General features: G+C 40.8%; 19 protein-coding genes. 11 read left to right on the top strand and 8 right to left on the bottom strand.

Features of this window, described 5'->3' with window-relative positions:
* Nucleotides 1-69: 69 nt before the first annotated feature.
* A complete protein-coding gene (lepB, locus tag HYB91_RS02610) occupies nucleotides 70-1,755 on the top strand; it encodes a signal peptidase I (protein ID WP_253719609.1) in 1,686 nt (561 codons plus the stop codon).
* Here lepB and HYB91_RS02615 read toward each other — a convergent pair.
* On the bottom strand, nucleotides 1,744-2,622 hold the full coding sequence (locus HYB91_RS02615; RefSeq protein ID WP_253719610.1) for an acyl-[acyl-carrier-protein] thioesterase: 879 nt from the start codon (nucleotides 2,620-2,622) through the stop codon (nucleotides 1,744-1,746). The two genes, lepB and HYB91_RS02615, sit on opposite strands and share 12 nt — an antisense overlap.
* Nucleotides 2,623-2,741: 119 nt before the next feature.
* On the opposite strand from HYB91_RS02615, the gene HYB91_RS02620 reads away from it, so the two are divergent.
* The 3 genes from HYB91_RS02620 to HYB91_RS02630 all read left to right on the top strand — a co-directional run bounded on the left by HYB91_RS02620 (nucleotide 2,742) and on the right by HYB91_RS02630 (nucleotide 7,276).
* Nucleotides 2,742-3,953: a substrate-binding domain-containing protein gene (locus tag HYB91_RS02620; RefSeq protein WP_002668007.1), complete on the top strand. Its 1,212-nt coding sequence runs from the start codon at nucleotides 2,742-2,744 to the stop codon at nucleotides 3,951-3,953.
* Between the two features lie 110 nt (nucleotides 3,954-4,063).
* Entirely contained in the window at nucleotides 4,064-5,557 is a 1,494-nt protein-coding gene (locus tag HYB91_RS02625) for a sugar ABC transporter ATP-binding protein (protein WP_253719611.1), read from the top strand.
* A gap of 24 nt (nucleotides 5,558-5,581) precedes the next feature.
* Complete coding sequence (locus HYB91_RS02630) at nucleotides 5,582-7,276, top strand: galactose/methyl galactoside ABC transporter permease MglC (RefSeq protein WP_253719612.1); 1,695 nt, start codon at nucleotides 5,582-5,584, stop codon at nucleotides 7,274-7,276.
* Nucleotides 7,277-7,281: 5 nt separating this feature from the next.
* Here HYB91_RS02630 and HYB91_RS02635 read toward each other — a convergent pair whose 3' ends face one another.
* Entirely contained in the window at nucleotides 7,282-7,617 is a 336-nt protein-coding gene (locus HYB91_RS02635) for a type II toxin-antitoxin system HicB family antitoxin (protein ID WP_002668012.1), read from the bottom strand.
* On the bottom strand, nucleotides 7,610-7,867 hold the full coding sequence (locus HYB91_RS02640) for a type II toxin-antitoxin system HicA family toxin (protein ID WP_002668014.1): 258 nt from the start codon (nucleotides 7,865-7,867) through the stop codon (nucleotides 7,610-7,612). Before HYB91_RS02640 ends, HYB91_RS02635 begins: the two co-directional genes overlap by 8 nt.
* A gap of 168 nt (nucleotides 7,868-8,035) precedes the next feature.
* Between HYB91_RS02640 and HYB91_RS02645 the strand changes: the two genes are divergently transcribed.
* The 3 genes from HYB91_RS02645 to HYB91_RS02655 all read left to right on the top strand — a co-directional run bounded on the left by HYB91_RS02645 (nucleotide 8,036) and on the right by HYB91_RS02655 (nucleotide 11,323).
* On the top strand, nucleotides 8,036-9,235 hold the full coding sequence (locus HYB91_RS02645) for a galactokinase (protein WP_002675658.1): 1,200 nt from the start codon (nucleotides 8,036-8,038) through the stop codon (nucleotides 9,233-9,235).
* Nucleotides 9,236-9,400: 165 nt separating this feature from the next.
* Nucleotides 9,401-10,000, top strand: a complete 600-nt coding sequence (locus tag HYB91_RS02650; RefSeq protein WP_002675657.1) for a hypothetical protein — start codon at nucleotides 9,401-9,403, stop codon at nucleotides 9,998-10,000.
* A 15-nt stretch (nucleotides 10,001-10,015) separates the two neighbouring features.
* Nucleotides 10,016-11,323 carry a right-handed parallel beta-helix repeat-containing protein gene (locus HYB91_RS02655; RefSeq protein ID WP_002688510.1) on the top strand — a complete coding sequence of 436 codons (1,308 nt, stop codon included), beginning with the start codon at nucleotides 10,016-10,018 and terminating at the stop codon, nucleotides 11,321-11,323.
* Between the two features lie 123 nt (nucleotides 11,324-11,446).
* On the opposite strand, the gene HYB91_RS02660 is transcribed toward HYB91_RS02655, so the two are convergent.
* The 3 genes from HYB91_RS02660 to HYB91_RS02670 all read right to left on the bottom strand — a co-directional run bounded on the left by HYB91_RS02660 (nucleotide 11,447) and on the right by HYB91_RS02670 (nucleotide 15,376).
* Nucleotides 11,447-13,123 carry an ATP-binding protein gene (locus tag HYB91_RS02660; protein ID WP_253719613.1) on the bottom strand — a complete coding sequence of 559 codons (1,677 nt, stop codon included), beginning with the start codon at nucleotides 13,121-13,123 and terminating at the stop codon, nucleotides 11,447-11,449.
* Between the two features lie 31 nt (nucleotides 13,124-13,154).
* The gene (locus HYB91_RS02665) at nucleotides 13,155-13,922 is read right to left on the bottom strand and encodes a Nif3-like dinuclear metal center hexameric protein (RefSeq protein WP_002675650.1); all 768 of its coding nucleotides are present in this window, start codon (nucleotides 13,920-13,922) and stop codon (nucleotides 13,155-13,157) included.
* Between the two features lie 152 nt (nucleotides 13,923-14,074).
* Entirely contained in the window at nucleotides 14,075-15,376 is a 1,302-nt protein-coding gene (locus HYB91_RS02670; RefSeq protein WP_002675647.1) for a Na+/H+ antiporter family protein, read from the bottom strand.
* A 229-nt stretch (nucleotides 15,377-15,605) separates the two neighbouring features.
* Between HYB91_RS02670 and HYB91_RS02675 the strand changes: the two genes are divergently transcribed.
* The gene (locus HYB91_RS02675; protein ID WP_002675646.1) at nucleotides 15,606-16,967 is read left to right on the top strand and encodes a Na+/H+ antiporter NhaC family protein; all 1,362 of its coding nucleotides are present in this window, start codon (nucleotides 15,606-15,608) and stop codon (nucleotides 16,965-16,967) included.
* Nucleotides 16,968-17,018: 51 nt separating this feature from the next.
* On the opposite strand, the gene HYB91_RS02680 is transcribed toward HYB91_RS02675, so the two are convergent.
* Complete coding sequence (locus HYB91_RS02680) at nucleotides 17,019-17,921, bottom strand: DMT family transporter (protein WP_002675645.1); 903 nt, start codon at nucleotides 17,919-17,921, stop codon at nucleotides 17,019-17,021.
* A 227-nt stretch (nucleotides 17,922-18,148) separates the two neighbouring features.
* Here HYB91_RS02680 and megL point away from each other — a divergent pair, with 227 nt between their 5' ends.
* The 3 genes from megL to nifJ all read left to right on the top strand — a co-directional run bounded on the left by megL (nucleotide 18,149) and on the right by nifJ (nucleotide 23,702).
* Nucleotides 18,149-19,354 (top strand): methionine gamma-lyase, encoded by a 1,206-nt coding sequence (gene megL / locus HYB91_RS02685; RefSeq protein ID WP_002675643.1) that lies wholly within the window; start codon nucleotides 18,149-18,151, stop codon nucleotides 19,352-19,354.
* A gap of 69 nt (nucleotides 19,355-19,423) precedes the next feature.
* The gene (locus tag HYB91_RS02690; RefSeq protein WP_002675642.1) at nucleotides 19,424-20,128 is read left to right on the top strand and encodes an aspartate/glutamate racemase family protein; all 705 of its coding nucleotides are present in this window, start codon (nucleotides 19,424-19,426) and stop codon (nucleotides 20,126-20,128) included.
* Nucleotides 20,097-23,702, top strand: coding sequence for a pyruvate:ferredoxin (flavodoxin) oxidoreductase (gene nifJ / locus HYB91_RS02695; protein ID WP_002675641.1), 3,606 nt, complete (start codon nucleotides 20,097-20,099; stop codon nucleotides 23,700-23,702). Before HYB91_RS02690 ends, nifJ begins: the two co-directional genes overlap by 32 nt.
* 405 nt (nucleotides 23,703-24,107) lie before the next feature.
* Here the strand turns inward: nifJ and HYB91_RS02700 are convergent, their stop codons facing one another.
* Nucleotides 24,108-24,818: an RluA family pseudouridine synthase gene (locus HYB91_RS02700; RefSeq protein ID WP_002675639.1), complete on the bottom strand. Its 711-nt coding sequence runs from the start codon at nucleotides 24,816-24,818 to the stop codon at nucleotides 24,108-24,110.
* Nucleotides 24,819-24,942 lie beyond the last annotated feature (124 nt).

Below are 24,942 nucleotides of genomic sequence, written 5' to 3' on the forward strand. Positions count from 1 at the left end.
ATAGCAATAAGGCCGCTTTTAAAAGCTGATGTTTTTATAAGCTGTTTATATAAATTACTAGGAGTTTTCATGTCTATCCTTTTTTATGCAGAACCGGTTTTAAGTTTTTTATTTTCAATTTTACTAATTATAAAAAATTCCTCAAGTATTGCTGTGATTGCAGTGGTCTTAGGTGCGGCTTATTCTCTTTGGACTGCTTTTTGTATATTTTCTTTTTTTAAAAAGAAGACCGTGAGGGACATGTTCATAATGCGTAAAACTATGGAATATGTGCCGTATATTTTTATGGCCTGCTTTATTATATCCAGGGCTGTTCAAGCCGAACAGGATAGGTCTGTGCTCGATGCAATTTTAGCCGTCTATTGGTTTGCCTTAGTTATTTATAATAGAGTGCTTTTGTTTAGATTAAAGGATAAGAGGCTTCCCAAGTATTTCCCGGAATTGCCCGCGATACCTAAGAAAAAACGTTCTCTTATTTCGGAAATTTTAGATTGGGCTGATTCTATCTTGCAGGCTGCCTGTGTAGTTCTCCTTTTTACCGTTTTTGTTTTGCAGCTCTATGTTATTCCTTCGGAATCTATGGTTCAGCAGTTTATGATAGGGGACAGGGTCGCAGGCTTTAAAGTTGCTGCAGGGCCGACCTTTCCTCTTTCTTCATTCCGATTTCCTCAAATTTATAATTATAAGAGGGGAGATGTGGTTATAATCCGCAATCCTCATTACGAAGATGACCCGAATAACGAGCTTAAATTTTTTACATCTCAGCTGGTGCAGTATTTAACCCTCACTACGGTAAATATCAATAAGGATGAAAACGGAAGAATCAAGGCAGACCCCTTGGTAAAAAGGATTGTGGGCTTAAGCGGAGAAAAGTTAATGCTTGTAGACGGAGTGCTCTACATAAAAAAAGCCGGAGAAAAGGATTTTAAAGCCCTTGATGAAAGTGCTTATGCCGTTTGGGATTTATCCAAGCTGCCCCAGTCAAGCTTAAAATATGTAAAAGACATAAAAATGAATACCGAAGATTTAAACCGCCTTCAATCGGTAGAGGCTTGGCGGGCAAAGGTCGATTTTGATGAGGCCGAAAAGGAAGCCCTTGTCCTTATTAAAAAGATGAAAGAAATAAAGGCTAAGCCCGATAAGGTATTTTCGGCTAAGGATTTTTTAAGCAAGGGGCAGTACCTTGTGACTCAAATGGCCAGAGATAATGAAGCCATAGCCTCAAAGATTTTGACGACGGACGGTGGGCTTATGTGGTTTGAAAACTTTTTAACTTCATGGAAAAAATCTGCCGAAAAAAATTCCTACAACTTATATGAGATGAGAAATGCTCAACTCAATGTTCTTATTAAACTCGGATTTGGAAAGCTCCTTGTACGGAATGCCGAACTTTATAAGGCCAATGTCAGCGATGCGGTTTTTTCTTCGGATGCGGAACGCCAAGCTATTATAAACGAACTTGGTGAATACCTCTACTATTTAGCCCTCTCATCTCAAAGAAATATGGATGAATTTCCCAAGGGAGAAGAAGAGTACATCCCCGAAAACTGCTACTTTATGATGGGAGATAACCGCTTTAATTCCACGGATATGAGGCATGAATATCAATATCACTTGGAAGCTCTGAACAAGGATGATGCCATGTCGATGATGTTTGTAACAAATGTAGCACCGCGCTATATTCATTCTTCAAGAATGCTTGGAACGGTAAATCTAATTCTTTTTCCCAGAGCCCGTTTCGGTTTAGTCAGATAAATTTAGTGTTCGGGAAAGAGCCTTTTCGTCAGCCCATTCGGAGCGGGCTTTAAATACCTCGCTTTCGTCTTTTGCTCTTATTATGGAATGAATGCAGATATTTTCCGATCGGCTTGATCTGCATATAAGCTCTTCTCCGTACATGGCCGATGAAACAAAATTGGTATCAAGGATCTTTAATAATTTCCCCTTACAAAAGTCCGCATCCATGTATGATAGAATCCATCTCAAATAGTTTAAATTGTTTACATGAGAATTCATGTCTATGTCCAAAAGGGTAGGACGGAATCTTTCTTCGGTATCCAGGTTTTCGCATGCAGGAATTTTTGCAAACACCTTGCCTTCCAAGTGATCTTCATTAAAGGCTAAATTTCCCATAGTTTTTTCATCCGGCTTTACAGGCTGTCCTGTTTCTGAGTTCAATATTACCCAACAAGAACTTGCACGAAAGATAGGTTGTTTAAGCTCTTTAAATTCTTCTTCTATAGATAAGCTTTTTTCTCTTCCTTCTTCGATACGGCATTTTTCTTCAAAAGCTTCATCTATGGAATTTTTTTTGCCGTTTTTTGCATAAAAGAAGGCAAAATCCCTAAAGCAAAAAAAGCCCTTAGGCGGCTGAGCCCAAGTTTGAACGATTAAATCATCCATCCAAAGAGGGTATTCTGTAATTTCAAAATGCTGTTTTGTGATAACCCATGTTAAGCCCATTTTTTGCAAATGCGGAACGGAAAGGCCTGTCGTGCTGTAATGCCCTGCCGCCAATTCCTGCATCAAAATCGCAAATTCCATGGGTGTAGCCCTGCATTTTCCGTCTATGTTTCCTGTGAGAATCTTATGACGTATAGTGTATTTATTGTCAATAATCATAGGTCGAATTATATCAGTTTTTCAAAATTGTTTCTAGGTAAAGGATTTAAGGCTATGTAGACATATTTTATAAAATATAATATACTTATTTAAAATTATATTTTAGGAGGTGCGTATTTATGAGATCTTTTTCTAAATTTGCACAAATTGTTTTTTTTGGGCTTCTTATTGTGTCGGCTATTTTTGTTGTAAGCTGCGGCGGAAGCGGAAATGCAGTTCTTAACAAGGATAAACCTCTCGTCTTTTTTAATAGACAACCTTCAGACCCGACAACAGGAGAAATCGATATGACCTCTATGAACTGGAACGACAAGACCTATTATGTAGGTTTTGATGCTGCAGGCGGCGGCGCAGTTCAGGGAAAACTTATTACTGATTTTCTTGTATCGGCAGAAACTTCACTTGACAGAAACGGCGACGGTATTATCGGTTATGTTCTTTGCATCGGTGACGTAGGCCACAACGATTCAAAGGCTAGAACTGAGGGTATTCGAAAGGCTTTGGGAACTTGGGCAGGTTCTACTGACCCCGGTAAAACAAAGCAGGGCTCAATTACTATTGCAGGAAAAACCTTCGATGTTATAGAGCTTGAAGGAAAGGCTATGACAGGAACCGACGGTTCTACATGGAATGCCAATGCTGCAACAGAGGCCATGGGCGGATGGGCAACAAAGTTTGCCGATCAGATCGATATGGTTGTTTCAAACAATGACGGTATGGCAATGGGCTGTTTACAGGCCTCAAACTATCCTGCAGGTGTTCCGATTTTCGGATATGATGCAAACGCAGATGCTATCGAAGCTGTAGGCAAGGGTCTTCTTACCGGTACGGTTTCTCAGAACGTTGATGCTCAGGCAACAGCAACCTTACAGGTTTTGCGCAACCTGCTCGACGGTTTAACCGGAACAGATGTATACACCAAGGGTATCACGGCTGAAGATTCTTACGGCAATAAAATTTCGGCTCCTGTTCAGTACTGGGCTGATGTAAAAGCTGTTATGGCTGCAAACTCAGGTGTTACAAAGGCCAACTATGAGAACTACCTCGGCGGAACAAGGGATGCCGGAATTAAGCAGACAAATGCTCCCAAAAAGAAGGTTCTTTTAACAATTTATAACTCAGGCGACAACTTCCTTTCTTCTTCATACCTGCCTGCATTAAAATACTATGCTCCTCTTTTGAACATTGAATTGACAATCGTTCAGGGAGACGGACAAAACGAATCAAGCTGTTTGGATAAATTTACAAACCTAAACAACTTTGATGCCTTTGCCGTAAACATGGTTAAAACGAACTCAGGTTCAAACTACACCGACAAGTTAAAGTATTAATGAGTCTTAAATTTAAGATAGCCATTAATCTTTGATGGTTTTTAAGGCGGGAGTTTTCTTCCCGCCTTAAAATCAAAACAGGCGGCTTTTAAAGGAGTGTGATCTTTGGGATGAGTGATGTAGTTCTTGAAATAAAGAACCTTTCAAAATCTTTCGGAAAGAATAAGGTTTTGGACGGTATAAATCTGACTGTAAGACAAGGCTCCGTAATGGGACTCATGGGCGAAAACGGAGCAGGAAAATCTACCATGATGAAGTGCCTTTTCGGTATATATACACGGGATGAGGGCGCCATTTCTTTATTAAATAAATCGATCGAATTTAAAAATCCTAAAGAAGCTCTTGAAAGCGGAGTTGCTATGGTTCATCAAGAACTTAATCTTTGTCTTGACAGAACCGTTACAGATAATTTATTTTTAGGCCGTTATCCGACCAACTTCGGGATTGTTGACGAAATAAAAATGTTTGAATCTGCAAGCTCTCTTTTTTCTTCGCTCAATATGAATGTAAATCCCAAAACAATAATGCGTACCATGTCCGTTTCGCAGCGGCAGATGGTTGAAATAGCGAAGGCTGTTTCCTACAACGCAAAGCTCATCGTATTGGATGAGCCGACCTCTTCTTTAACCGAGAGGGAGGTAAAAAAACTTTTTTCGATAATAAGAGCCTTACAAAAAAAAGGCGTTTCATTTATTTATATTTCGCATAAGATGGATGAGGTTTTTGAGGTTTGCGATGAGGTCGCCGTTTTACGGGACGGTAAGATGATTCTTTCAAAGCCCGTAGCCGAAACAAATATGAACGAAATTATTTCGGCCATGGTAGGCCGCTCTCTGGATAAGCGTTTCCCCGATGTGGATAATGTTCCCGGAGAAGATTTTTTAAAAATAGAAAACTTAAAAACAAAATATGCACCCGTGCTTGAAGATATTTCCTTTACCGTAAGGAAGGGAGAAATCTTAGGTCTTTACGGGCTTGTAGGGGCAGGGAGGAGCGAGCTTTTGGAAGCCCTCTTCGGTATCCGCACTATAGAATCGGGAAGCATAAGTATAAACGATAAATATCTTAAATTTAAGAGCAGTAAAGAAGCCATGGCTCATGGCTTTGCCTTGTTGACCGAAGAGCGTAAACTAAACGGAATGTTCGGCAAGGATACAATAGAATTTAACACGGTAATTACCAATTTGAATAATTATAAAACTATCGGCGTCTTGTCAAAGCGTAAAATACGGGAGGCCGCAAACAGGGAAATTGAAAAAATGAAGACGCGATGTCTTTCGGCTGATCAAAGTATTTCGGCCTTGAGCGGTGGAAACCAGCAAAAGGTTATAATCGGAAAATGGCTGGAGCGTTCACCCGATGTGTTTTTGATGGATGAGCCTACCCGCGGTATCGATGTAGGGGCCAAATATGAAATATATCAGCTCATCATCAAGATGGCAAAAGAGGGAAAAACCATAATAGTTGTTTCGAGCGAGATGCCCGAAATTTTAGGTATCACGAACCGCATAGCCGTCATGTCCAACCGTCGCCTTGCTGGTATCGTAAACACAAAAGAAACCGATCAGGAAACTCTGCTCAGGCTTTCGGCTAAGTATTTGTAGGAACTATTTTAAGGAGTATGTTGTATGGAAAATAAGAACAATGAAAAAATAGACTTTAGTTTTTTTAACGAAGATGCAAAACTTGCGGACTACGGCAAGGCTCTTCAAGAGCTTCGCAAGGACGGGGTCGATAAAATAGCTTCTTTAAAAAATCATATCTATGCTCTTAAAAAGAACCGCCTGATAGACGATGCCGTAAAAATTTCTTCTATTGAAGAATATAAAAAAGAAATTGAAGAAGCAAAGAAAACGGCTCTTGAAAACAAGGATGCCGAAAAGAAACTTGCAGCCGAGGCTGTTGCTTATTCAAATAAGCTCTTTAACGATAATATAAGGGATTTTATAAAGTCGGAAAATCAAAAGCAAAAACAGTACAAGATTGATTATGAAAATCAAATATCTTCCATTATGCAGGAAAACGAAGCTGCAAAAAAAGAGGCCTATGACGAGTTTGCCGAAACAAAGGATTCTGCCGAGCTTAACCGCAAGCTCAATGTTTTAAAGTTTCAGCTTAATTCTTCTTTTGCTGAGGCAAAGAACAAATACAGGGATGCCGTTGCAACCTCTAAAGAAGCAAAAAATCAAGCCTACATAGATCATGTTCAAAAAAATATTTCTTTAAGAAACGGAAGAACAAATCTTAAAGAAAACATGGTTTTAAATTTTAAGGATTATATTTACAAGTTTAAGCTTTCAAGTTTCTTATTGAGTAACGGTCTTTATCTTGCAATTTTGGTTTTCTTCATTATCTGTATAATTGTAGCCCCCCTATCGGGAAACGGAAATCTTCTATCCCTTCCCAATATCTTTACAATTTTGGAGCAGGCTTCAACCAGAATGTTTTATGCTCTCGGTGTTGCGGGGCTCATTCTTTTGGCCGGTACGGACTTGAGTATAGGAAGAATGGTTGCCCTCGGTTCGGTTATTACAGGTTTGATTTTACATCCGGGGCTTAACATAGTAACCTTTTTCGGTCTCGGCCCTTGGGATTTTACGGCCATGCCCATGGTTTGGCGCTTGATTCTTTCGCTTGGGCTTTCAATATTGCTTTGCGTTTTATTTAGTGCCTTTGCCGGCGTTTTTTCAGCTCGGCTTAAGATTCACCCCTTTATTTCAACCCTTGCAACCCAGTTAATTATCTACGGCCTTTTATTTTTCGGTACGAGCGGAACTCCCGTAGGTTCAATCGACAATGAGGTAAAGGACTTGCTCGGCGGACGGTGGATTTTAGGAATTGTGAATAACGAGATGATTACTCTTCCCAAGCTCATAATTCCTGCATTAATTGCGATTATAATAGCATGGTTTATTTGGAATAAGACCGTATTCGGAAAAAATATGTATGCCGTAGGAGGAAACTCTGAGGCTGCAGCCGTCAGCGGTATAAGCGTTTTTAAGGTTACGATGGGCGTTTTTATTATGGCCGGAGTATTTTACGGTGTGGGCTCCTTCCTCGAAGCCTTTAGGGCTAATGCAAGTGCGGGAACGGGGCAGGGCTATGAACTTGATGCCATTGCCGCCTGCGTAGTCGGAGGCATCTCCTTTAACGGAGGTATAGGAAAAATAAGCGGTGCCGTAATAGGTGTTATTATCTTTACAAGCCTTACCTACTGCCTGACCTTTTTAGGAATAGACACCAACTTGCAATTTGTATTTAAGGGCTTCATCATCATTGCCGCCGTTGCCTTGGACAGTGTAAAATACCTAAAGAAGAAATAGGATTATTATATTCCGGTAGATGCTAATTCATGTTGTAATGCTTTTTCAACAAAAGTATTTAAAGAAAGATTTAAGCTTTTTGCGTTGATTGCTATTTTTTTATGAAGCTCCGGTGATATGCGTATATTGAATTTTCCCGAATATGGTTTTTCGGGTTCTATATTTTCTTCTCGGCACCAGTTGATGTAATCATCGACAGAGTCAATAAAGGCTTTTTCTATTTCTGCTACGCTTGTACCCTGGAATGTAATAACATCACGTGTATTTATGACATCTCCATGTAAAATTTTTGCTTCCGGATCGTATTCTATTTTTCCGATATATCCCTTATATTCAATCATTTTTTACTCCTGCATTTTCTAAAAATCGTCTAACCGAATTAACAGCTCCCTTATCTGTAATTTTTTCAGGATGCGGTCTATGAAAAACAGCCCGTGTATTATTCAATTTTACCCTTATTCGAGAGCCTGCTCCCTCAGAGATTTCCGCACCTAATGAAATAAATAGGCTTTCGATATCGGTCCAAAAAATATCTGCAGGAACAGGTCGTTTATATATGTTCTCAAGTGTTTTTTTATTCTTTGTATTCACTAATTTATAGTACCACTTTTAGGTACTATTGTCAATGTTTTTTATATACTGATGACGGTTTTTCCAAACTCTAAGAATTATGTTAAATCTAAACCTATCGACAAAGCGTTTTTTTTAATATAGAATTGTTAATTATATGGAAAGGCTTTGAGCCTTAGGAGGGAGACTTTGAACTTAAAACAAGATACAGCCTTAGAGGCCTTAAAAGATACTTTCATTTCTTTTTACGGTAATTCGGAAGAAAAAATTATTTTTGCAGCCTCTCCTGCACGGATAAATATAATAGGTGAACATATAGATTATAACGGAGGCCTTGTGCTGCCCGCTGCGGTTAATTTATATTTAAGGATTGCCCTGCGCAAAAGAAAGGATAAAAAAATACTTTACCGCTCGATGAAGGCGGAAAAAGTTTTTGAATTTGAGCTTGATGGAAATTTGGGCTTTGATAAAGAAAATGATTTTGCAAACTATTTAAACGGCATGTTTTTGTTTTTAAAAGAAAGAGGTTTGAAGGCTGATACGGGATTTGAGCTTTTAATTACAAGCGATATTCCGCAAGGGAGCGGCATTTCTTCTTCGGCGGCCTTGGAACTTTGTTTCGGCAAAATTATTTCTCATGCCTTCGGTTTTGAGCTTGACGGCATTGAGTTTGCAAAAATCGGCCGGCGGGTCGAAAATGAATTCTTAAGTCTTAAATCCGGAATTATGGATCAGTTTGCAATAGCTATGGGTAAAAAAAATCAAGCCCTTCTTTTAGACACCTCTTCCTTGGACTATGAGTACATTCCTCTTGAAACCGAGCCCTACCGAATTGTAATTATGAATTCCAATAAGCCCCGTAAATTGACGGAATCAAAATATAATGAGAGAAAGGAAGAATGTGAAAAAGCTCTTGCCTTTTTACAAAAAAAAACGGACATAGATTTTTTATGCGATCTAAGCGTTTCCGATTTTGAAAAATTGGAAGAAGATCTGATTTCCAATTTGGGAGAAAAACTTTTCCGCAGGGTAAGGCATTGCGTTACCGAAATGGACAGGGTAAGGCGGAGTGCGGAAGCATTAAAAAATAAGGACTTAAAACTTTTAGGCGCTTCCTTAAACCAATCTCATCTTTCGCTAAAAGACGATTATGAAGTTACCGGAAAAGAACTGGATGCTCTTTTCTTTGCAGCCATAAAAGAAAAAAGCTGTATCGGTGCCAGAATGACAGGTGCGGGTTTTTCGGGCTGCGCGATCGCCATTGTACGCAAGGACGGCTTTGAAGAATTTGCCGAAAGAGTAGGAAAGGCCTACACTGAAAATACCGGCTTTACCGCTTCATTTTTTGCCTGCCAAGCCTCAGACGGAGTGTCCGTTATTTCGATTTAGACAGTGCTATTTACACTGCTTAAAATAAATGCTCCAAAAAGCAAAAAAACGAAAAACCTCCACGAAAGATTGAAATTTGCGGGGAAACGGGGTATACTGTATAATAATGCATGTGTAACCGGTAATTCAATTACGCATGAAAAAAACATTTATAAGGAGATTATAATGAAAACAAACAGGAAAACAAGAGCTGCGGTGCTTATCACAGCTGCACTGATTGTACTGCTTTTCTCGGGCTGTGCTTTTTTGGAGGGGATGGCCGCTTCACCGGATAGGCCGTCAAGGTCTCTTTCTGTAGGTGATAGAGTGGGAGACAAGACTATCGTATGGGAAAATACAGGTGCGGGTTCATGGAAGTTCCTTGCGATGGGAACCCCATCAGAGCCGATGCCATGGGATCTTGATAGCTCACGGCATATAAGCATAAAGAATCTATCCTCAGGTATGGGGGACGGAAAAGAGAACAGTATTTTCTTAAAAAGAGAATTCGAATCGAACGGTTCCAAAACTCATACGGTAAAGAATAGCGCTGTTATGTACTGCATTTCACGAGGAGGCTGGCTCCCCTCACGGGACGAGGCCGAAAAGATAGCTCAATTTACCAGCAAAGATTTTTGGACATCCCACTGTGAAGCAAGCTCGAAGGCTTATTATTATAGCCCGCTTCAGAGAGGACTTCAATCAAAATGGCGAAACGACCGCGAGCCGGTTGTTGCTATCCCTGTGTACTATCTTGACGCACAAGGAAATGTAACCGAGCCTTAATAAGGAAATTACAAAATGAAAAAAGGAATAATAACCTGTTTACTGGCTGTTCTCGTTTTAGCAAACGTAACAGCTGCGGAATACTACGTTTCAAAAGAAACCGGTAAGAACGGAAATGCGGGTACAAAAGATGCCCCCTTTAAGAACATCGAGAAGGCTGTCGAAAAGGTTCAGCCCGGTGATAAAATCTACGTTGCCGAAGGCAATTACTACGGCGTTCGCGACAAGGGTTTTATCATGATACAAAAAGCAGTCGAAATTTACGGCGGATATTCCAAAGACTTTTCCAAACGGGATGTTTTAAAATACCGCACTCTTGTTATGCCGCCGGCCTCTTCAAACGGAACAGGCAGAGCCAACAAGGCTATGGAGTTCGACATCAAAAACGGTGAGGGTAAAAAACTCGTAATTGATGGTATCATCTTCGATAAAGGACTTTCAAATGGGTATCATCCCACAAAGGGTAAGCCTCAGGGTGTGGAAACCGGTATGCTTGTTTTACCGCCGGGCCAAGGTGTGAATGGTAATGAAAAATCCATTACAACGGAAAAGGCTATATTCGGCGGAAGCATTATGAAGTGCGATGTACTTATTCAAAACTGCGTATTCAACAATGCTTCCAATTTTGCCATTCAGTTTGGAGGAACAGGCAATGTTAAAATTTTGAACAACGTATTTACTGCAAATGCAATGGCTGCCTGTGAAATATGGGGAAAAGAAAATAAACCAAATGCCATAACGGTGGAGTTCGCATATAATACGGTACTGTTTACTTGGCCTCGTACTCATGCTTTTGAAGATATGGGCTACGGTTTCCGCGTTATGACAAAGGTTGAGGTAAATATACACCACAATATTATTGGGCTGTCTTGTCTCTCTGCAGTAGACCGCTGCCGTATCGATAGTCCCGCTTCAATGGAAAATGGGCGAAAGGTGCTTATGGACAACAACCGCTTTTTTATGAACAAACAGGCGGATGTAACCCTGCCGGGCTTAGGAACCTTCGAGTACGTATGGGTAAAAGACTTTGACGATCTCGACCGCTTTAACAGTGCAGAAGGTAATGAAGAGTTAAAAGACATTGCTTCGCTTAAAAATGTGTTAAATAAGGCATATTTGGCCGGTTTTTTGAATGCTACTTATAAAGAAAAAACGGACTATGACCCGAATTCTCCCGCCAATGAGTTCAGGCGTGCAATGGGAATGAACCAAACGATGACGGTTCAGACCGACGTGTCTATGTTTGCAAACAAATATCCGCAAGATGATGCCGTAAAACTGTTCGGCGCAGTAAAAGGTTTCGGCGCACAAGCGATTAAGTAATTCGGTTTACCGTTGTGCGTTCTGTGCAACGGTATATTCAAAGGATTTGCCGCCTCTCGGCCGGCAAATCCGCCGTGCCCTTCATAGTAATTAAAAATCTACCATTCTTTGAGCTTGTTCCGATTAATCATTTAACTCGGTATCAAGGTAATAGATTAGCCCTTGGCGGCTGCCGCGTATAAAATACTTCCACCACAAAACAAGAGACGGGTTTAAAGGTTCTCCTATAGTTTGGAGGATGAGCATCTTTTCTTTTAACTTCGGTTCAAGGAAGAAGGCTTGTTTTATTGCTTCCCGAATGGAAAGGCCGTGCACATCCAAGGCTCTATCTAAAAAATCCTTAAAAAACGAAGGATAAAGAATTTTATCTTCTTCCGCTAAAATGGAATTTTTTAATAGCTCATCGAAAGTCTTGTTTTTAATTTCCTTTGTGCTGTCATCTTCAGGGAATTTAAAAAAGTTCGGAGGATAATTGCCTTGCACGGCTATCGAAGGATTTGTCTTTTCAAAAAAAAGATTCGTTTTGTTGTTTTCTCTTTCAAGCCTCAAAAATATTTTTTGTACGGCTTCCATGCTCGCTTTAACTGCCCTATCATAGCTTTCCGCAGAGCTTAGGACATTGCCGCATTTTTCTACATTGTTTTTAGGAAAGACGGTTTCATCTTTTTCAAAAAGGCGGGGCAAAACATCTTTTATGTTTTTTGTGCTTCTTGCTTCTTCAAGCCCGTATATTTTTTTTATGATGCCCGGCACCGAAATCCAAGCTCGTTCAGCACTAAAGTGAGCGGCTCGTTCAGCACTAAAACGAGCGGCTTCGCTATTAGGAAGTTCATCTACAGGTTCGCCTAAGGCTATTTTGACGGCCGCCTTAGTTACATCAAAGCCCGAAGAATAGGGAACCGTCCAGCCAGACATGTAGCCCCCTGAAAGACGGGCGGCGATTTCTCCCACACAGGCAGTCCGTTTGCCGTTTTTTTGGGGATCGGCTTTTCGTAAAAAGATGTCTCCCTTGGCTGCCCCGTTTGTAAGTCCCAAGGCTTTTATTCCGAGGAAAAAAACTCTTATAAGCTCATCACATTCTTCCTTGCTCTTAATCGACGGAATCGTGTGTCCCATCTCGACAAAGTAGGGCGGAAAAAAAATATGCCTGTCTGCGAGGGCGTTTAAAAAAATCTCTCTGTTTATAACTAGGGCTTCAAGCGAAAACTCTTCACCCTCGATGAACTCTTCGGCTATAGCCTTTCCGCTCCGCGAAAAGTTTACCGCATCTTCTAGGGCCGGTCTTAATTCATCTTGGGAATAGACCAAGCGGCAGCCTCGCGCTCCCATGTTGTCGGCAGGCTTTACCGTAATAGGGAAGGGAATGGCTTTTTGTTTTAAAATTTGAAGAGCCTCATCTATTTCGTTTTTAAAAATATGGGTAAACTTAGGAGAAGGAACGCCGTGCTTTTCAAAGCACTCCCTCATTAAAACCTTATCGCTTGCTCGGCGGGCGGCTTCCAAACTATGCCCGGGAAGAGAACAGCTTTCTGCAACGGCTGCAACCGATACGGAAAAGTCCGTAGCTGCGGTAAAGACTCCGTGTAAGCCGGTTTCTTTTAAGCTTTTTGCAAGGTCTATAAGGGCGGGAATATCCTTTAAATCTATGGGAAAAAACTTGTCGGCTTCTTTTGCACAAACCGCATTCGGGTTTCCGTCTACGGCAATGACCTCGCAGCCCAGCTCTTTTGCGGCCCTTATTGCAGGTCCCTGCATGAGACCTGCTCCTAAAATTAAAATACGCTTTTTATTTTCTTTCATATTCCGGTTAAACTCATTTTAATCTAAAAATTTAAAAACCTGTCGGAATATCGATAAAACAGGTTTCAAGGTTTGTATCAAGTTCAAGCTTTTTTGCAACCAACTGAACGCCTACAGTTTCCGTCTGATAATGGCCTCCGGCAATTACATTTATCCTGTTTTCGAGGGCATTGTGATAGGTAATGTGTTCAATCTCTCCCGTTATGTATAAGTCAAGTCCTAAGGCTATTGCATCATCTATTTCCGAAGCGGCTCCGCCCGAAATAATTCCGATGGTTTTAATTTTTTTAGGCCCGAAAGGAAGGATGTTTGCAGGTTTTTCTCCTTGGGGAAAAAGTTTATTTACAATTTCGTCTAGTTCCAAGCCTTCTTTTAAAGGAAGACTACCGTAAAAGCCTATGTTCAGCCCCCTGTACATGCCGAACTCTTTTAAGTTTTCAAGCTCAAGGCGGCGGGCAAGACCGATGTTGTTCCCGTAAAGGGGATGGGCATCGAGGGGAAGGTGAACGGCATAGAGCACTATGTCATTATCCAAAAGAGCCTTTATTCTATGGTAATGATTTCCCATAATCCGTAAGGAGCGGCTCCAAAAAAGGCCGTGGTGTACAAAAAGCATGTCGGCTTTCCGCTCGGCGGCTTCTTTTATGGATTGAAGACAAGCATCCACCGCGAAAGCAACCTTTTTTATTTCTTTACCGCTGTTTTGTACCTGAACACCGTTTTGCGATAAATCTTGAGCCGCAAAGGCATCTATGTTTAACAGCTCTGTAAAATAAAGATCCAGCTCTTTTAGCTTCATTGTAATCCCCCCGCAAAAAAAAATTTTTAAAGATTATAGATGCCCATTATACCTTAGATTCTTTTTGAATTCAAGGCGGGCGGTTAGAAGATTGATGTGGGGTTTGAAGATAGAAAAAAAGCCCCCGCCGGTTTAGACGGGGGTGTTTAATTTTACAAGAACATTGCCGCAATCGTAGCGAATATCATAAGGGGAATATTATAATGCAGGAATGTCGGAACACAGGTGTCCCAGATGTGGTCATGCTGACCGTCGGCATTCAAGCCGGCAGTCGGTCCCAAAGTAGAATCGGAAGCGGGAGAACCTGCATCGCCTAACGCACCTGCCGTGCCGAGAAGACAGGCTATGGCCATGGGGCTGAATCCGAGCTTCATACCAAGCGGAACATATATTGTTGCAATTACAGGAATGGTGCCGAAGGAAGTTCCTATACCCATTGTAATACCAAGTCCGATTAAGAGCATTATAATGGCACCGAGGAGTTTGCTTCCTCCTATAAGATTGGCACTGGAGACAACAAGGGCGTCTACCGCTTTTGTAGCCTTAATTACTTCTGCGAAGCCTGCGGCCACGAGCATGACAAAGGCGATAAAGCCCATCAGCTTAATACCTTCTGCCATAGTTTGATCCGCATCTTTTACTTTTATAACACGGGTAACAAGTAATACCAAAATACCGACAAGACCGCCTAAGGGCATAGAACCGGAGAGAATCTGTGTTACAAAGGCGGCTGCAATCGCTAAAAGAGTAAACCATTCACGTGAAGTAAATTTTATGTTTTTAACTTCATTTTCAGCCTTTATGTCTGCTTCTACCGTTTTGTATTCACGTGGTTTTCTGTAGGAAAAGAAAACCGCAATAAAAAGACCTAAAATCATTCCGGCACCGGGAAGAGCCATAGCCTTCCATACATCCATTTTATTGAATTGAAGTCCGTTTTGTGTCATAGAATCCGAAATAATTCCATGGAAAATAAGACCGAAACCTGCAGGAAAAGCGACATAGGGCCACTTAACCGAGAAGGTTAATCCGCAGGCCATAGCACGTCTGTCGAGCTTCATTTTGTTCATTACAACCAAAAGGGGAGGGATTAAAATCGGAATATAGGCTATATGAACCGGAATTGCGTTTTGCGAAAAACAGCCTATAAATGCAATGATAAGCACGAATAGGGCTTTTTTATTTTTAAGCCATTTTTGTAATTTGACCGCTAAAAGTTCAACTATAGAAGTTGAAGTAATGGCTGCGGCCAAAGTTCCCAGCAAGATATACGATAATGCCGTTTCGGCATTGCCTCCCATTCCCGAAATAAGAATGCTTATCGTGTTTTGAAGTCCCAAACCTCCAATAATCCCTCCTACGATACCGGAAATCATAATTGCGATCAAGATGTTAATCTTAAGTAAGCACAGTACCATCATAACAATGACGGCAATAACAACAGGATTGAACATACACACCTCCGTTTTTTATGCAATTTATAACAGTTGCAGTATAACTTAAAAATATTAGCATGAAATATTTTATCTGTCAACATTTTTAAATTGACACTTTTTGAAATTAAAAAGTTTATCTTATTTTCTTGACAATAGGTATAACCTATGCGATAATTTAGTAACGCAAAATATATAGACTATTAAACTGCTTATATATTTTAAGTAAAACTTTTATGGAGGAGATTTTATGGAAAAATCTAAGTTTAAACCGAATGGTGTTGCTCTTGTTCCCTTTCTTATCTTTGTTGTCGTTTATCTGGGAATAGGTGTAACTCTTGTAGCAAAAGGCGATCCTATGGGGTTTTACGGCTTTAAGGGCCCTGTTGCCGTAATTGTAGGTATTATAGCAGCCTTTTTAATGCACAAGGGTTCAATCGATGAAAAATTCGATGCTCTGGTCAAAGGCTGCGGAGATGCAAATATCATTACTATGTGTATCATCTATATTTTAGCCGGAGCTTTTTCGGTTGTTTCAAAGCAGATGGGCGGTGTCGATTCTACGGTAAATTTGGGTTTAACCCTAATACCGCCGAATTTTGTTACAGCGGGCCTTTTTATTATCTGCTGTTTTTTATCTATTGCAACCGGAACAAGTGTCGGTACTATTGCTGCCGTAGGTCCTATCGCCGTAGGTTTTGCAGAAAAAGCAGGTATTTCAATGCCGCTTATGATAGCTTCAATGGTAGGCGGAGCCATGTTCGGCGATAACCTTTCGATTATTTCGGATACTACAATTGCGGCTACAAGAACACAAAATGTTGATATGAGGGATAAATTCAGAGTTAATATTGCATTAGCCCTACCTGCTGCAATTTTAACTGTCATACTCCTATTAATCTTCGGAAGGCCCTCTGTTACTCCTCAGATTGAGTCTTTGGAATTTAATATCATAAAAGTGTTGCCCTACGTATTTGTATTGGTTGCAGCTATCGCAGGTCTTAACGTATTTGCAGTTCTTTTAGGAGGAATCCTTTTCTCCGGTATCATAGGAATGGCTTACGGTGCCTTTGATGCTCTACAGTGGACAAATCATATGTATGACGGCTTTAACGGAATGTTCGAAATATTCTTGCTTTCAATGCTGACCGGAGGTCTTGCCTATATGGTAAGTCAGGCAGGCGGTATGGAATGGCTTTTACAAAAAATAAAGGGTATGGTAAAGGGTAAAAAATCCGCAGAACTAGGTATAGGTGCTCTAACCCTTCTTACCGATGCGGCAACTGCAAATAATACCGTTGCAATTATTATCGACGGCCCTATCGCAAAAGAAATGTGCGAAGAATTTAAGGTTGACCCTCGTAGATCTGCCTCTCTTCTTGATGCCTTCTCTTGTGTAATGCAGGGATTAATTCCTTACGGTGCCCAGCTTTTAATAGCCTGTTCCTTTACAAATGGGCTTGTAAATCCTGTAGGCCTTATTCCCTTATTGTGGTACCAGCTTTTACTGGCCTTGTTCTTAACTCTTTCAATATTCTTCCCCTTTGCCAACGGATATATTAAAAAGCATCCTTGGAATTTTGAAGAATGGAAGGCTGTTAAAGCAAAATAAGTTCTTGTGATTTTTCCCAAGGTTCGGATAAAACTTGAGCCTTGGGATTTTTTATTTATCGGCAGGTTTCTTTTGTTCCCCCGTAAGGGTGCCCTTTAGGGCAAATACGATTATGCTTGCTATGATTATTGCCCCTCCTATAACCGTTCCTGCATTTAAGGTTTCGCCTAGGGCAAGATAGCTTAAAATACTTGCAATCAAGGGGTTAAAAAAAAGAAAATTTGTAATATCGCTTGTTTTTTCAGCGATTTCTATTCCCTTATTAAAGAAAAAATAGCCTAAGGCGCTTGTAAAAATTCCTAAGTATAAAAGGCTTCCTATGTATTTAAAGCCGGCAGAAGAGAGTTCCTTATAGCCGTCAATACAAAATGGCGACAAGATAGCAGCTGCACAAATCATACTATAGGTTACGATTTCTATTGAAGTATAGCCCATTTTTGCAAGTTTTCGGCTTAAAATATTGTATCCGCAAAAGGAAATAGCTGCCGACATAGTCCATAAAATGCCTATGTTTACCGATAAAATTCCCTTCCATAAAATAATAACTAAAACTCCGCAAAAAGCCGTCAAAATAGAGAACCAGCCTGCATTGCTTATTTTTTCACTGTAAATAACGGAAGCTGTTGCAGCGGTTATTATGGGAGTAGTAGCGATTATGATGCTTGAGGTTGCAGCTGTGATTGTTCTAATGCCCATATTAAAAAAGATAAGATATAGGGCAAAACCTAGCGCTCCCGACAAAAAGAATAATCCTATGTGTTTAAGTTTAAAGGGAGCTCTAATTTTATTAAACCTTCCCATAATTAAAAGAACAAGACTTGCCAAAAAGCATCTTAAAAAGCCCAAGGCTTCAGGCCCGAAATGTGTTAAAGCAAATCTTGAAAACGGAAAAGAGGAACCAAAAAAAACAATTGCAGTAATAGCGGATAAATATGATTTTATTTTATTGGACATAATTTCTTCCTAAATTTTAATATGGATTTTTGTCTAACGCTATGATATAATAAAATAATAATGAAATCAAGTATGAGTGTTATAGTTAAATTTTATTTATTGAATAGTTTATTTTATTTGTTTTTTTGCTTTCTGTTGTTTTTAACTTTTTCGATTTTTACGCTTGCGTTAATAAAATAAATGCCTTATAATATTCTTAGTAGTGAATATTTCATTTGGAGGAAGATATGAATAGAAAAGAATTGGAAAAGTTGGGATTTGCTTCAAAACAGATTCACGCAGGAAGCATTAAGAACAAGTACGGTGCTTTAGCTACACCTATTTATCAAACTTCAACATTTGCATTTGATTCGGCAGAACAAGGCGGCAGAAGATTTGCCTTAGAGGAAGAAGGTTATATCTACACCCGTTTAGGTAACCCTACGACTACGGTTGTTGAAGAAAAACTTGCCTGCCTTGAAAACGGGGAAGCCTGTATGTCCGCGAGCTCCGGTATAGGTGCCGTTACCTCATGTATCTGGTCAATCGTAAATGCAGGAGACCATATCGTTGCCGGAAAGACTCTTTACGGCTGTACATTTGCGTTTTTAAATCATGGTCTTACACGATTCGGTGTTGATGTAACCTTCGTTGATACCCGTGATCCTGAAAACGTTAAAAAAGCTTTAAAACCGAATACAAAAATCGTTTATTTGGAAACGCCAGCCAACCCGAACATGTATCTTTGCGACATTGCAGCAGTAAGTAAGATTGCTCATGCTCATAATCCCGAATGTAAGGTAATAGTAGATAATACTTATATGACTCCCTATCTCCAAAGACCTCTTGATTTAGGTGCAGACGTCGTTCTTCATTCTGCAACAAAATACCTAAACGGCCATGGAGACGTTATTGCAGGTTTTGTTGTCGGTAAAAAAGAATTCATCGATCAGGTACGCTTTGTAGGTGTTAAGGATATGACAGGTTCTACATTAGGTCCATTTGAAGCTTACTTAATAGGCCGAGGTATGAAGACCCTCGATATCCGAATGGAAAGGCACTGCGCCAATGCTCAAAAAGTTGCGGAGTTCTTGGAAAAACATCCGGCAGTTGAGTCCATCGCCTTCCCCGGTCTTAAATCCTTCCCGCAATATGAGCTTGCAAAAAAACAGATGAAACTTTGCGGAGCTATGATTGCCTTTACCGTTAAGGGCGGATTGGAAGCCGGTAAAACCCTTATAAACTCGGTTAAATTTGCAACCATTGCAGTAAGCTTAGGCGATGCCGAAACCCTTATTCAGCATCCTGCAAGTATGACCCACTCTCCGTATACCCCTGAAGAAAGAGCCGCTTCGGATATTGCCGAAGGTTTGGTACGTCTTTCTGTCGGTCTTGAAGATGCGGAAGATATTATTGCCGATTTAAAACAAGCCTTGGATAAACTTGTTAAATAAATCTTAAGAACACCTCTAAAAGCTTTTTTAGAGGTGCTCATTCATTAAAAATTATGGAGGATCTTGTTTTTGAAAGCGGCCGTATTTGCCGGAACTACGGTGGATACCCGAATGGGGGTTGAACTTCTGGAAAGAAGAGACATAGAAGCTCTTGCAATTCCTATGTCAAGCACCTGTGAGGAACAGTCACAATTACAATATTTTTCGCAAGAAGCCCTTGAAAACCTTTTTATAAAAAACTCGAATGAGGCTATAAAAAAGGGAGCGGATATTATTGTTATATATTGCAATTCTTTAAGCTCTGCCATCGATTATGAAAAAATACAAAGACTTTTAAATATTCAAATTTTTAGTCCGCTTGATACATATAAAAAATTAGCTGACGATTGTAAAAACATTGCTATCCTGGCTGCAAACGGATTAGCTGCATATACAATCGACAAAATTATTCAAAAATATAACCGAGAAAAAAATACCATTCCCATAGGGAATATGAGTATAGTGCAGCTCATCGAAAATGGCCTTCCTCCGGCTGAAATAATAAAACTTTTAAACCTTAAAGGTTTTTTGTCCTATCTTGAAAATATTGAGATAAACGACTATAAAATAGACAGCCTGATGTTAGGCTGCACCCATTTTCCATATATAAAAAACGAGCTTCAAAAACACACTTCAATTAGAATTATAGACCCGGCAGAAAAAATGCTGGAAACAATATTACATACCAAGGAGAAAAAAGAGTATGCAAAAAAAAACTCAAACAATGACCGGTAATAATGCGGCTTCTTATGTGGCCTATGCCTTTACCGATGTAGCCGCCATTTATCCGATTACACCCTCTTCAGATATGGCCGAGCTTGTTGACTCATGGGCAGCCAACGGAAGAAAAAACATTTTCGGCCAAACCGTTCTTGTTTCGGAACTGGAGTCCGAGGCGGGAGCTGCGGGATCAATGCACGGAGCCCTTTCTGCCGGTGCCCTAGCTTCAAGCTTTACGGCCAGTCAGGGGCTTTTACTTATGATACCCAACATGTACAAGATGTCCGGTGAGCTTTTACCGGGTGTTTTACATGTGTCGGCGAGAGCTCTTTCGGCTCACGCCCTTTCTATTTTCGGCGATCATCAGGATGTTATGGCTTGCCGCCAAACGGGTTTCGGTATGCTCGCCTCAGGTTCGGTACAGGAAATTATCGACCTCGGCGGTATTGCCCACCTTGCAGCGATAAAGGGCCGAGTCCCCTTCCTTCACTTTTTTGACGGCTTTAGAACCAGCCATGAACTTCAAAATGTAGAGCTTATCGACTATGAAGACTTTGCAAAGATGCTTGATTGGAAGGCCTTAAACGATTGGCGCACCACGGCAATGAATCCGGAGCATCCATTTACCAAGGGAACAGCCCAAAACCCCGATGTTTATTTTCAGGCGGCAGAAGCTTCCAATAAATTCTATACCGATGTTGTAGAAATAGTTGCCGATTATATGAAGCGGATTTCAGCCTTGACGGGAAGAACTTATCGGCCTTTCGACTATCATGGAGCTCCCGATGCCGAACGCGTAATCATAGCTATGGGTTCTATAACCGATACAGCCGAAGAAACCGTTGACTATCTTGTTTCCAAGGGAGAAAAGGTTGGCCTTATAAAGGTAAGACTTTACCGTCCTTTCTCGCCCAAATACCTTTTTGATGTAATGCCCAAGACGGTTAAAAAGATTGCCGTTCTTGATAGGACAAAAGAGAAGGGGGCTCTTTACGAACCCCTCCATTTGGACATACTCGGTGCATACATTGATGTGCCCAATAAACCTTTAATAGTTGGCGGAAGATACGGGCTTGCTTCAAAGGATACGACTCCCTCAATGGTAAAATCGGTATTCGACAATCTTAAAGCCGATGCTCCCAAAAACAATTTTACCGTAGGAATCGAAGACGATATAACAAATTTGAGTCTCCCCGTTTTGGAGGAAATTAAGACCGAACCCGCAGGAACAATCAGATGTAAATTCTGGGGCTTCGGCTCTGACGGAACCGTCGGAGCAAATAAGAGTGCTATCAAGATTATCGGCGACAGCACCGGTATGTATGCCCAAGCCTATTTTGCTTATGACAGTAAAAAATCGGGAGGCGTAACCATTTCTCACCTCCGCTTCGGAAAGCAGCCGATAAAATCCACATATCTTATAAGCGATGCCGATTTTATTTCCTGTTCAAAGCAGTCCTATGTTCATCAATATGATTTATTGAAGGGCTTAAAAAAAGGCGGTACCTTCCTGCTTAACTGCCTATGGTCTGACGAAGAATTGGAAGCGAACCTCCCCGGAGAAATGAAGCGTTTTATTGCAAAAAATGAGATAAAATTTTATACAATCAATGCTACAGGTATTGCTCAGGAAATCGGTCTCGGCGGAAGAATCAATATGATTATGCAGTCTGCCTTTTTTAAACTTGCAGAAATTATTCCCATTGAAGAAGCCGTTGACAGCTTAAAAAAATCCATAGTCAGGGATTACGGTAAAAAAGGTGAAGACATAGTAAATATGAACTATGCCGCAGTAGAAAAGGGCGTAAATTCTCTTCACAAGGTTGCCGTTCCTGCTGCTTGGGCAAATTCGGAGGATTCAAAGATTTGCAATTCTCATCTTCCGCCCTATGTACGCAATGTACTTATTCCTATTAACAGGCAGGAAGGCGATGCTCTAAGAGTGAGCATCTTTAAAGGTGTTGAAGACGGCCGAATGCCTAACTGTACCAGCCGATACGAAAAGCGGGGTGTTGCAGTTGAAGTTCCGCATTGGATAAAGGAAAATTGTATTCAGTGTAACCAGTGTTCTTTTGTATGTCCTCATGCTACAATCCGCCCCTTCCTTCTTAATGAAAAAGAAAGGGCTGCTAAACCTGAAGGCTTTGAAACTATAAAGGCCAACGGAAAAGGCCTTGAGGGGCTTGAGTACAGGATGCAGGTTTCGGTTATGGATTGTACGGGCTGTTCAAACTGTGCAAATATTTGTCCTGCAAAGAATAAGGCCCTCGTTATGAAGCCCTTGGCCGAAGAAGAAGCTCAAAGCAAAAACTGGGATTATGCAGTTGATAATGTTTCTACAAAGCATGGTCTTATGGATCAGTTCTCCGTTAAGGGAAGCCAGTTTAAACAGCCTCTCTTGGAATTCCACGGAGCTTGTGCAGGCTGCGGCGAAACTGCCTATGCAACCCTTGTTACCCGTCTTTTCGGAGACCGCATGATGATAGCAAACGCTTCCGGTTGTTCTTCGATATGGGGCGGCTCGTATCCCACTGCCGGCTTTACCTATAACGAAAAAGGAAAGGGTCCCACTTGGGCAAGCTCCCTTTTTGAGGACAATGCAAACTACGGCTACGGAATGGCCCTCGGTACCCGTAAGTTGAGGGAACAGGCCGAAGACTATATGAAGAAATTTATTGAGCTCAATGTCGGAACCGATTTTACTCCTCTCTTTAAAGAATGGATTGAAAACAAAAAAGATGTTGAAGCCAATACCTTAACATGCGATAAGATTAAGACTCTCTTTGATGCTCATCAGCCGCCTAGAAATACGGCTGTAAAGAATACCGAGGCCGCCGATTATCTTCCGGTTCCCGAAAGTCATACCTTCAAATATAATACGGGAAATATTGAAGCTGACAGGCTCTTGGAATATATCTACAAGCTGAAGGACTTTATCGTTAAAAAGAGTGTCTGGTCCTTCGGAGGAGACGGATGGGCCTATGACATAGGTTACGGCGGTCTTGATCACACAATGGCTTCGGGCGAAGACTTTAATATCCTCGTATTCGATACGGAAGTTTATTCCAATACAGGAGGTCAGTCCTCAAAGTCGACGCCGACGGCAGCTGTTGCCAAATTTGCGGCAGGCGGAAAGCGAATCCGCAAAAAGGATTTGGGTGCAATGCTTATGACCTACGGCTATGTCTATGTAGCTCAGGTTGCCATAGGTTCCAATATGAGCCAATTTGTAAAGGCTGTAAAAGAAGCCGAAAGCTATGACGGACCTTCAATCGTTATCTGTTATGCTCCCTGTATCAACCACGGACTCCGCTCAGGAATGAGCAGAAGTGTCGAGCAGGAGAAGAAGGCTGTTGAAGCAGGCTATTGGCACCTATACCGCTTTGATCCCCGCTTAAAAGCCGAAGGCAAAAATCCCTTCCAGCTTGACAGCAAGGAACCGAACGCTTCATTCCAAGACTTCATCAATTCCGAAGTCCGCTACACCTCACTTAAAAAGACCTTCCCCGATGTTGCGGAAGTCTTATTTAAGCGTGCCGAGGAAGATGCTAAGGAGAGGTATAATAGGTATAAAAGTATGGCTGAGTAATTAATTTTTAAATATGCGGGCGATTACGTTGTCGCTCGAATAAAAATTAATCCTCGACGTGCAAAAAGCACGCCTGCGGTTAATTTTTATCGGCTCCTAGTACTCGCCTCACCTATTTAAAAATTGGCCTACAGTGGGCGGGCGATTACGCTGTCGCTCGAATAAAAATTAATCCTCGACGTGCAAAAAGCACGCCTGCGGTTAATTTTTATCGGCTCCTAGTACTCACCTCGCATATTTAAAAATTAGCCTACAGGATGCGGGCGATTACGTTGTCGCTCAAATAAAAATTAATCCTCGACGTGCAAAAGCTCGTCTGCGGTTAATTTTTATCGGTTCCTAGTACTCGCCTCGCCTATTTAAAAATTGGGTGACAGTTGTTTTCGGTGTGATTGTTATTCGTTTTTAATCTTCAAGCTCTTTTGCTTTTAAGCAGGCTTCGATGCAGGCTGACCATAGAGTGTCGGGAGAGGAGGGGAGAGCGGAAATTTCTATTCGCTTTTTGCTTTCGGGATGTTCGAATTTTAGGGAGTGGGCGTGGAGCCTGATCCCGCCGGATTTTTCGGTGCGCTCAAAACCGTATTTGATGTCTCCTTTTATGGGCATCCCCAAATGAGAAAGCTGAATACGGATTTGATGGGTGCGGCCTGTTTCGGGGAATATGCGTAAAAAATTATAGTTGTCGCCAATCCCTGCAAGCTGCCAATAAAGAGATGCCTTTTTTCCTCTTTGCCTTGATTCCGTTACAAAAGCTTTTTGTATTTTGGTATTGAATTCAAGATAGTTTTCGCAAAATTCTTTTTTATAAAGAACGGGAGTTGTGTCGCTTATTTTCGAATCGGCCGCCGATTTTAGTTCTTCTCTTTTTTTACAGATTGCCCAATATTCTTTTTCTACCTTTTTTTCTTTAAAAAGATTATTTAGTTTTGTGTGTATTGCAGGAGAAAAAGCTATAAGAACTAAACCGCTGACAGGTTTATCCAATCGGTTTACAGCCTCGGCATATTTTTTTTCGCTAAAGGCCTTTTTAAAAAAGACTTGAGAATTGTTCCCGCAGTTTTTTAAAACTACTGCAAAAAAATTGTCCTCAAATAAAATTCTTACTTCATTGTGCATTTTAAAATCCCAAGTTTTGTCGGCGGATTATACAATAATTTACGGCTCTTGACAATATCGCTAAAAAGATAAATAATGTCTCAGTCTTAAAGTCCACTTAATCTTTAAGAATTTTAAACATTTT

The sequence above is a fragment of the Treponema sp. B152 genome, from assembly GCF_024181665.1.
GTDB classification, from domain to species: Bacteria; Spirochaetota; Spirochaetia; order Treponematales; family Treponemataceae; genus Treponema_B; species Treponema_B denticola.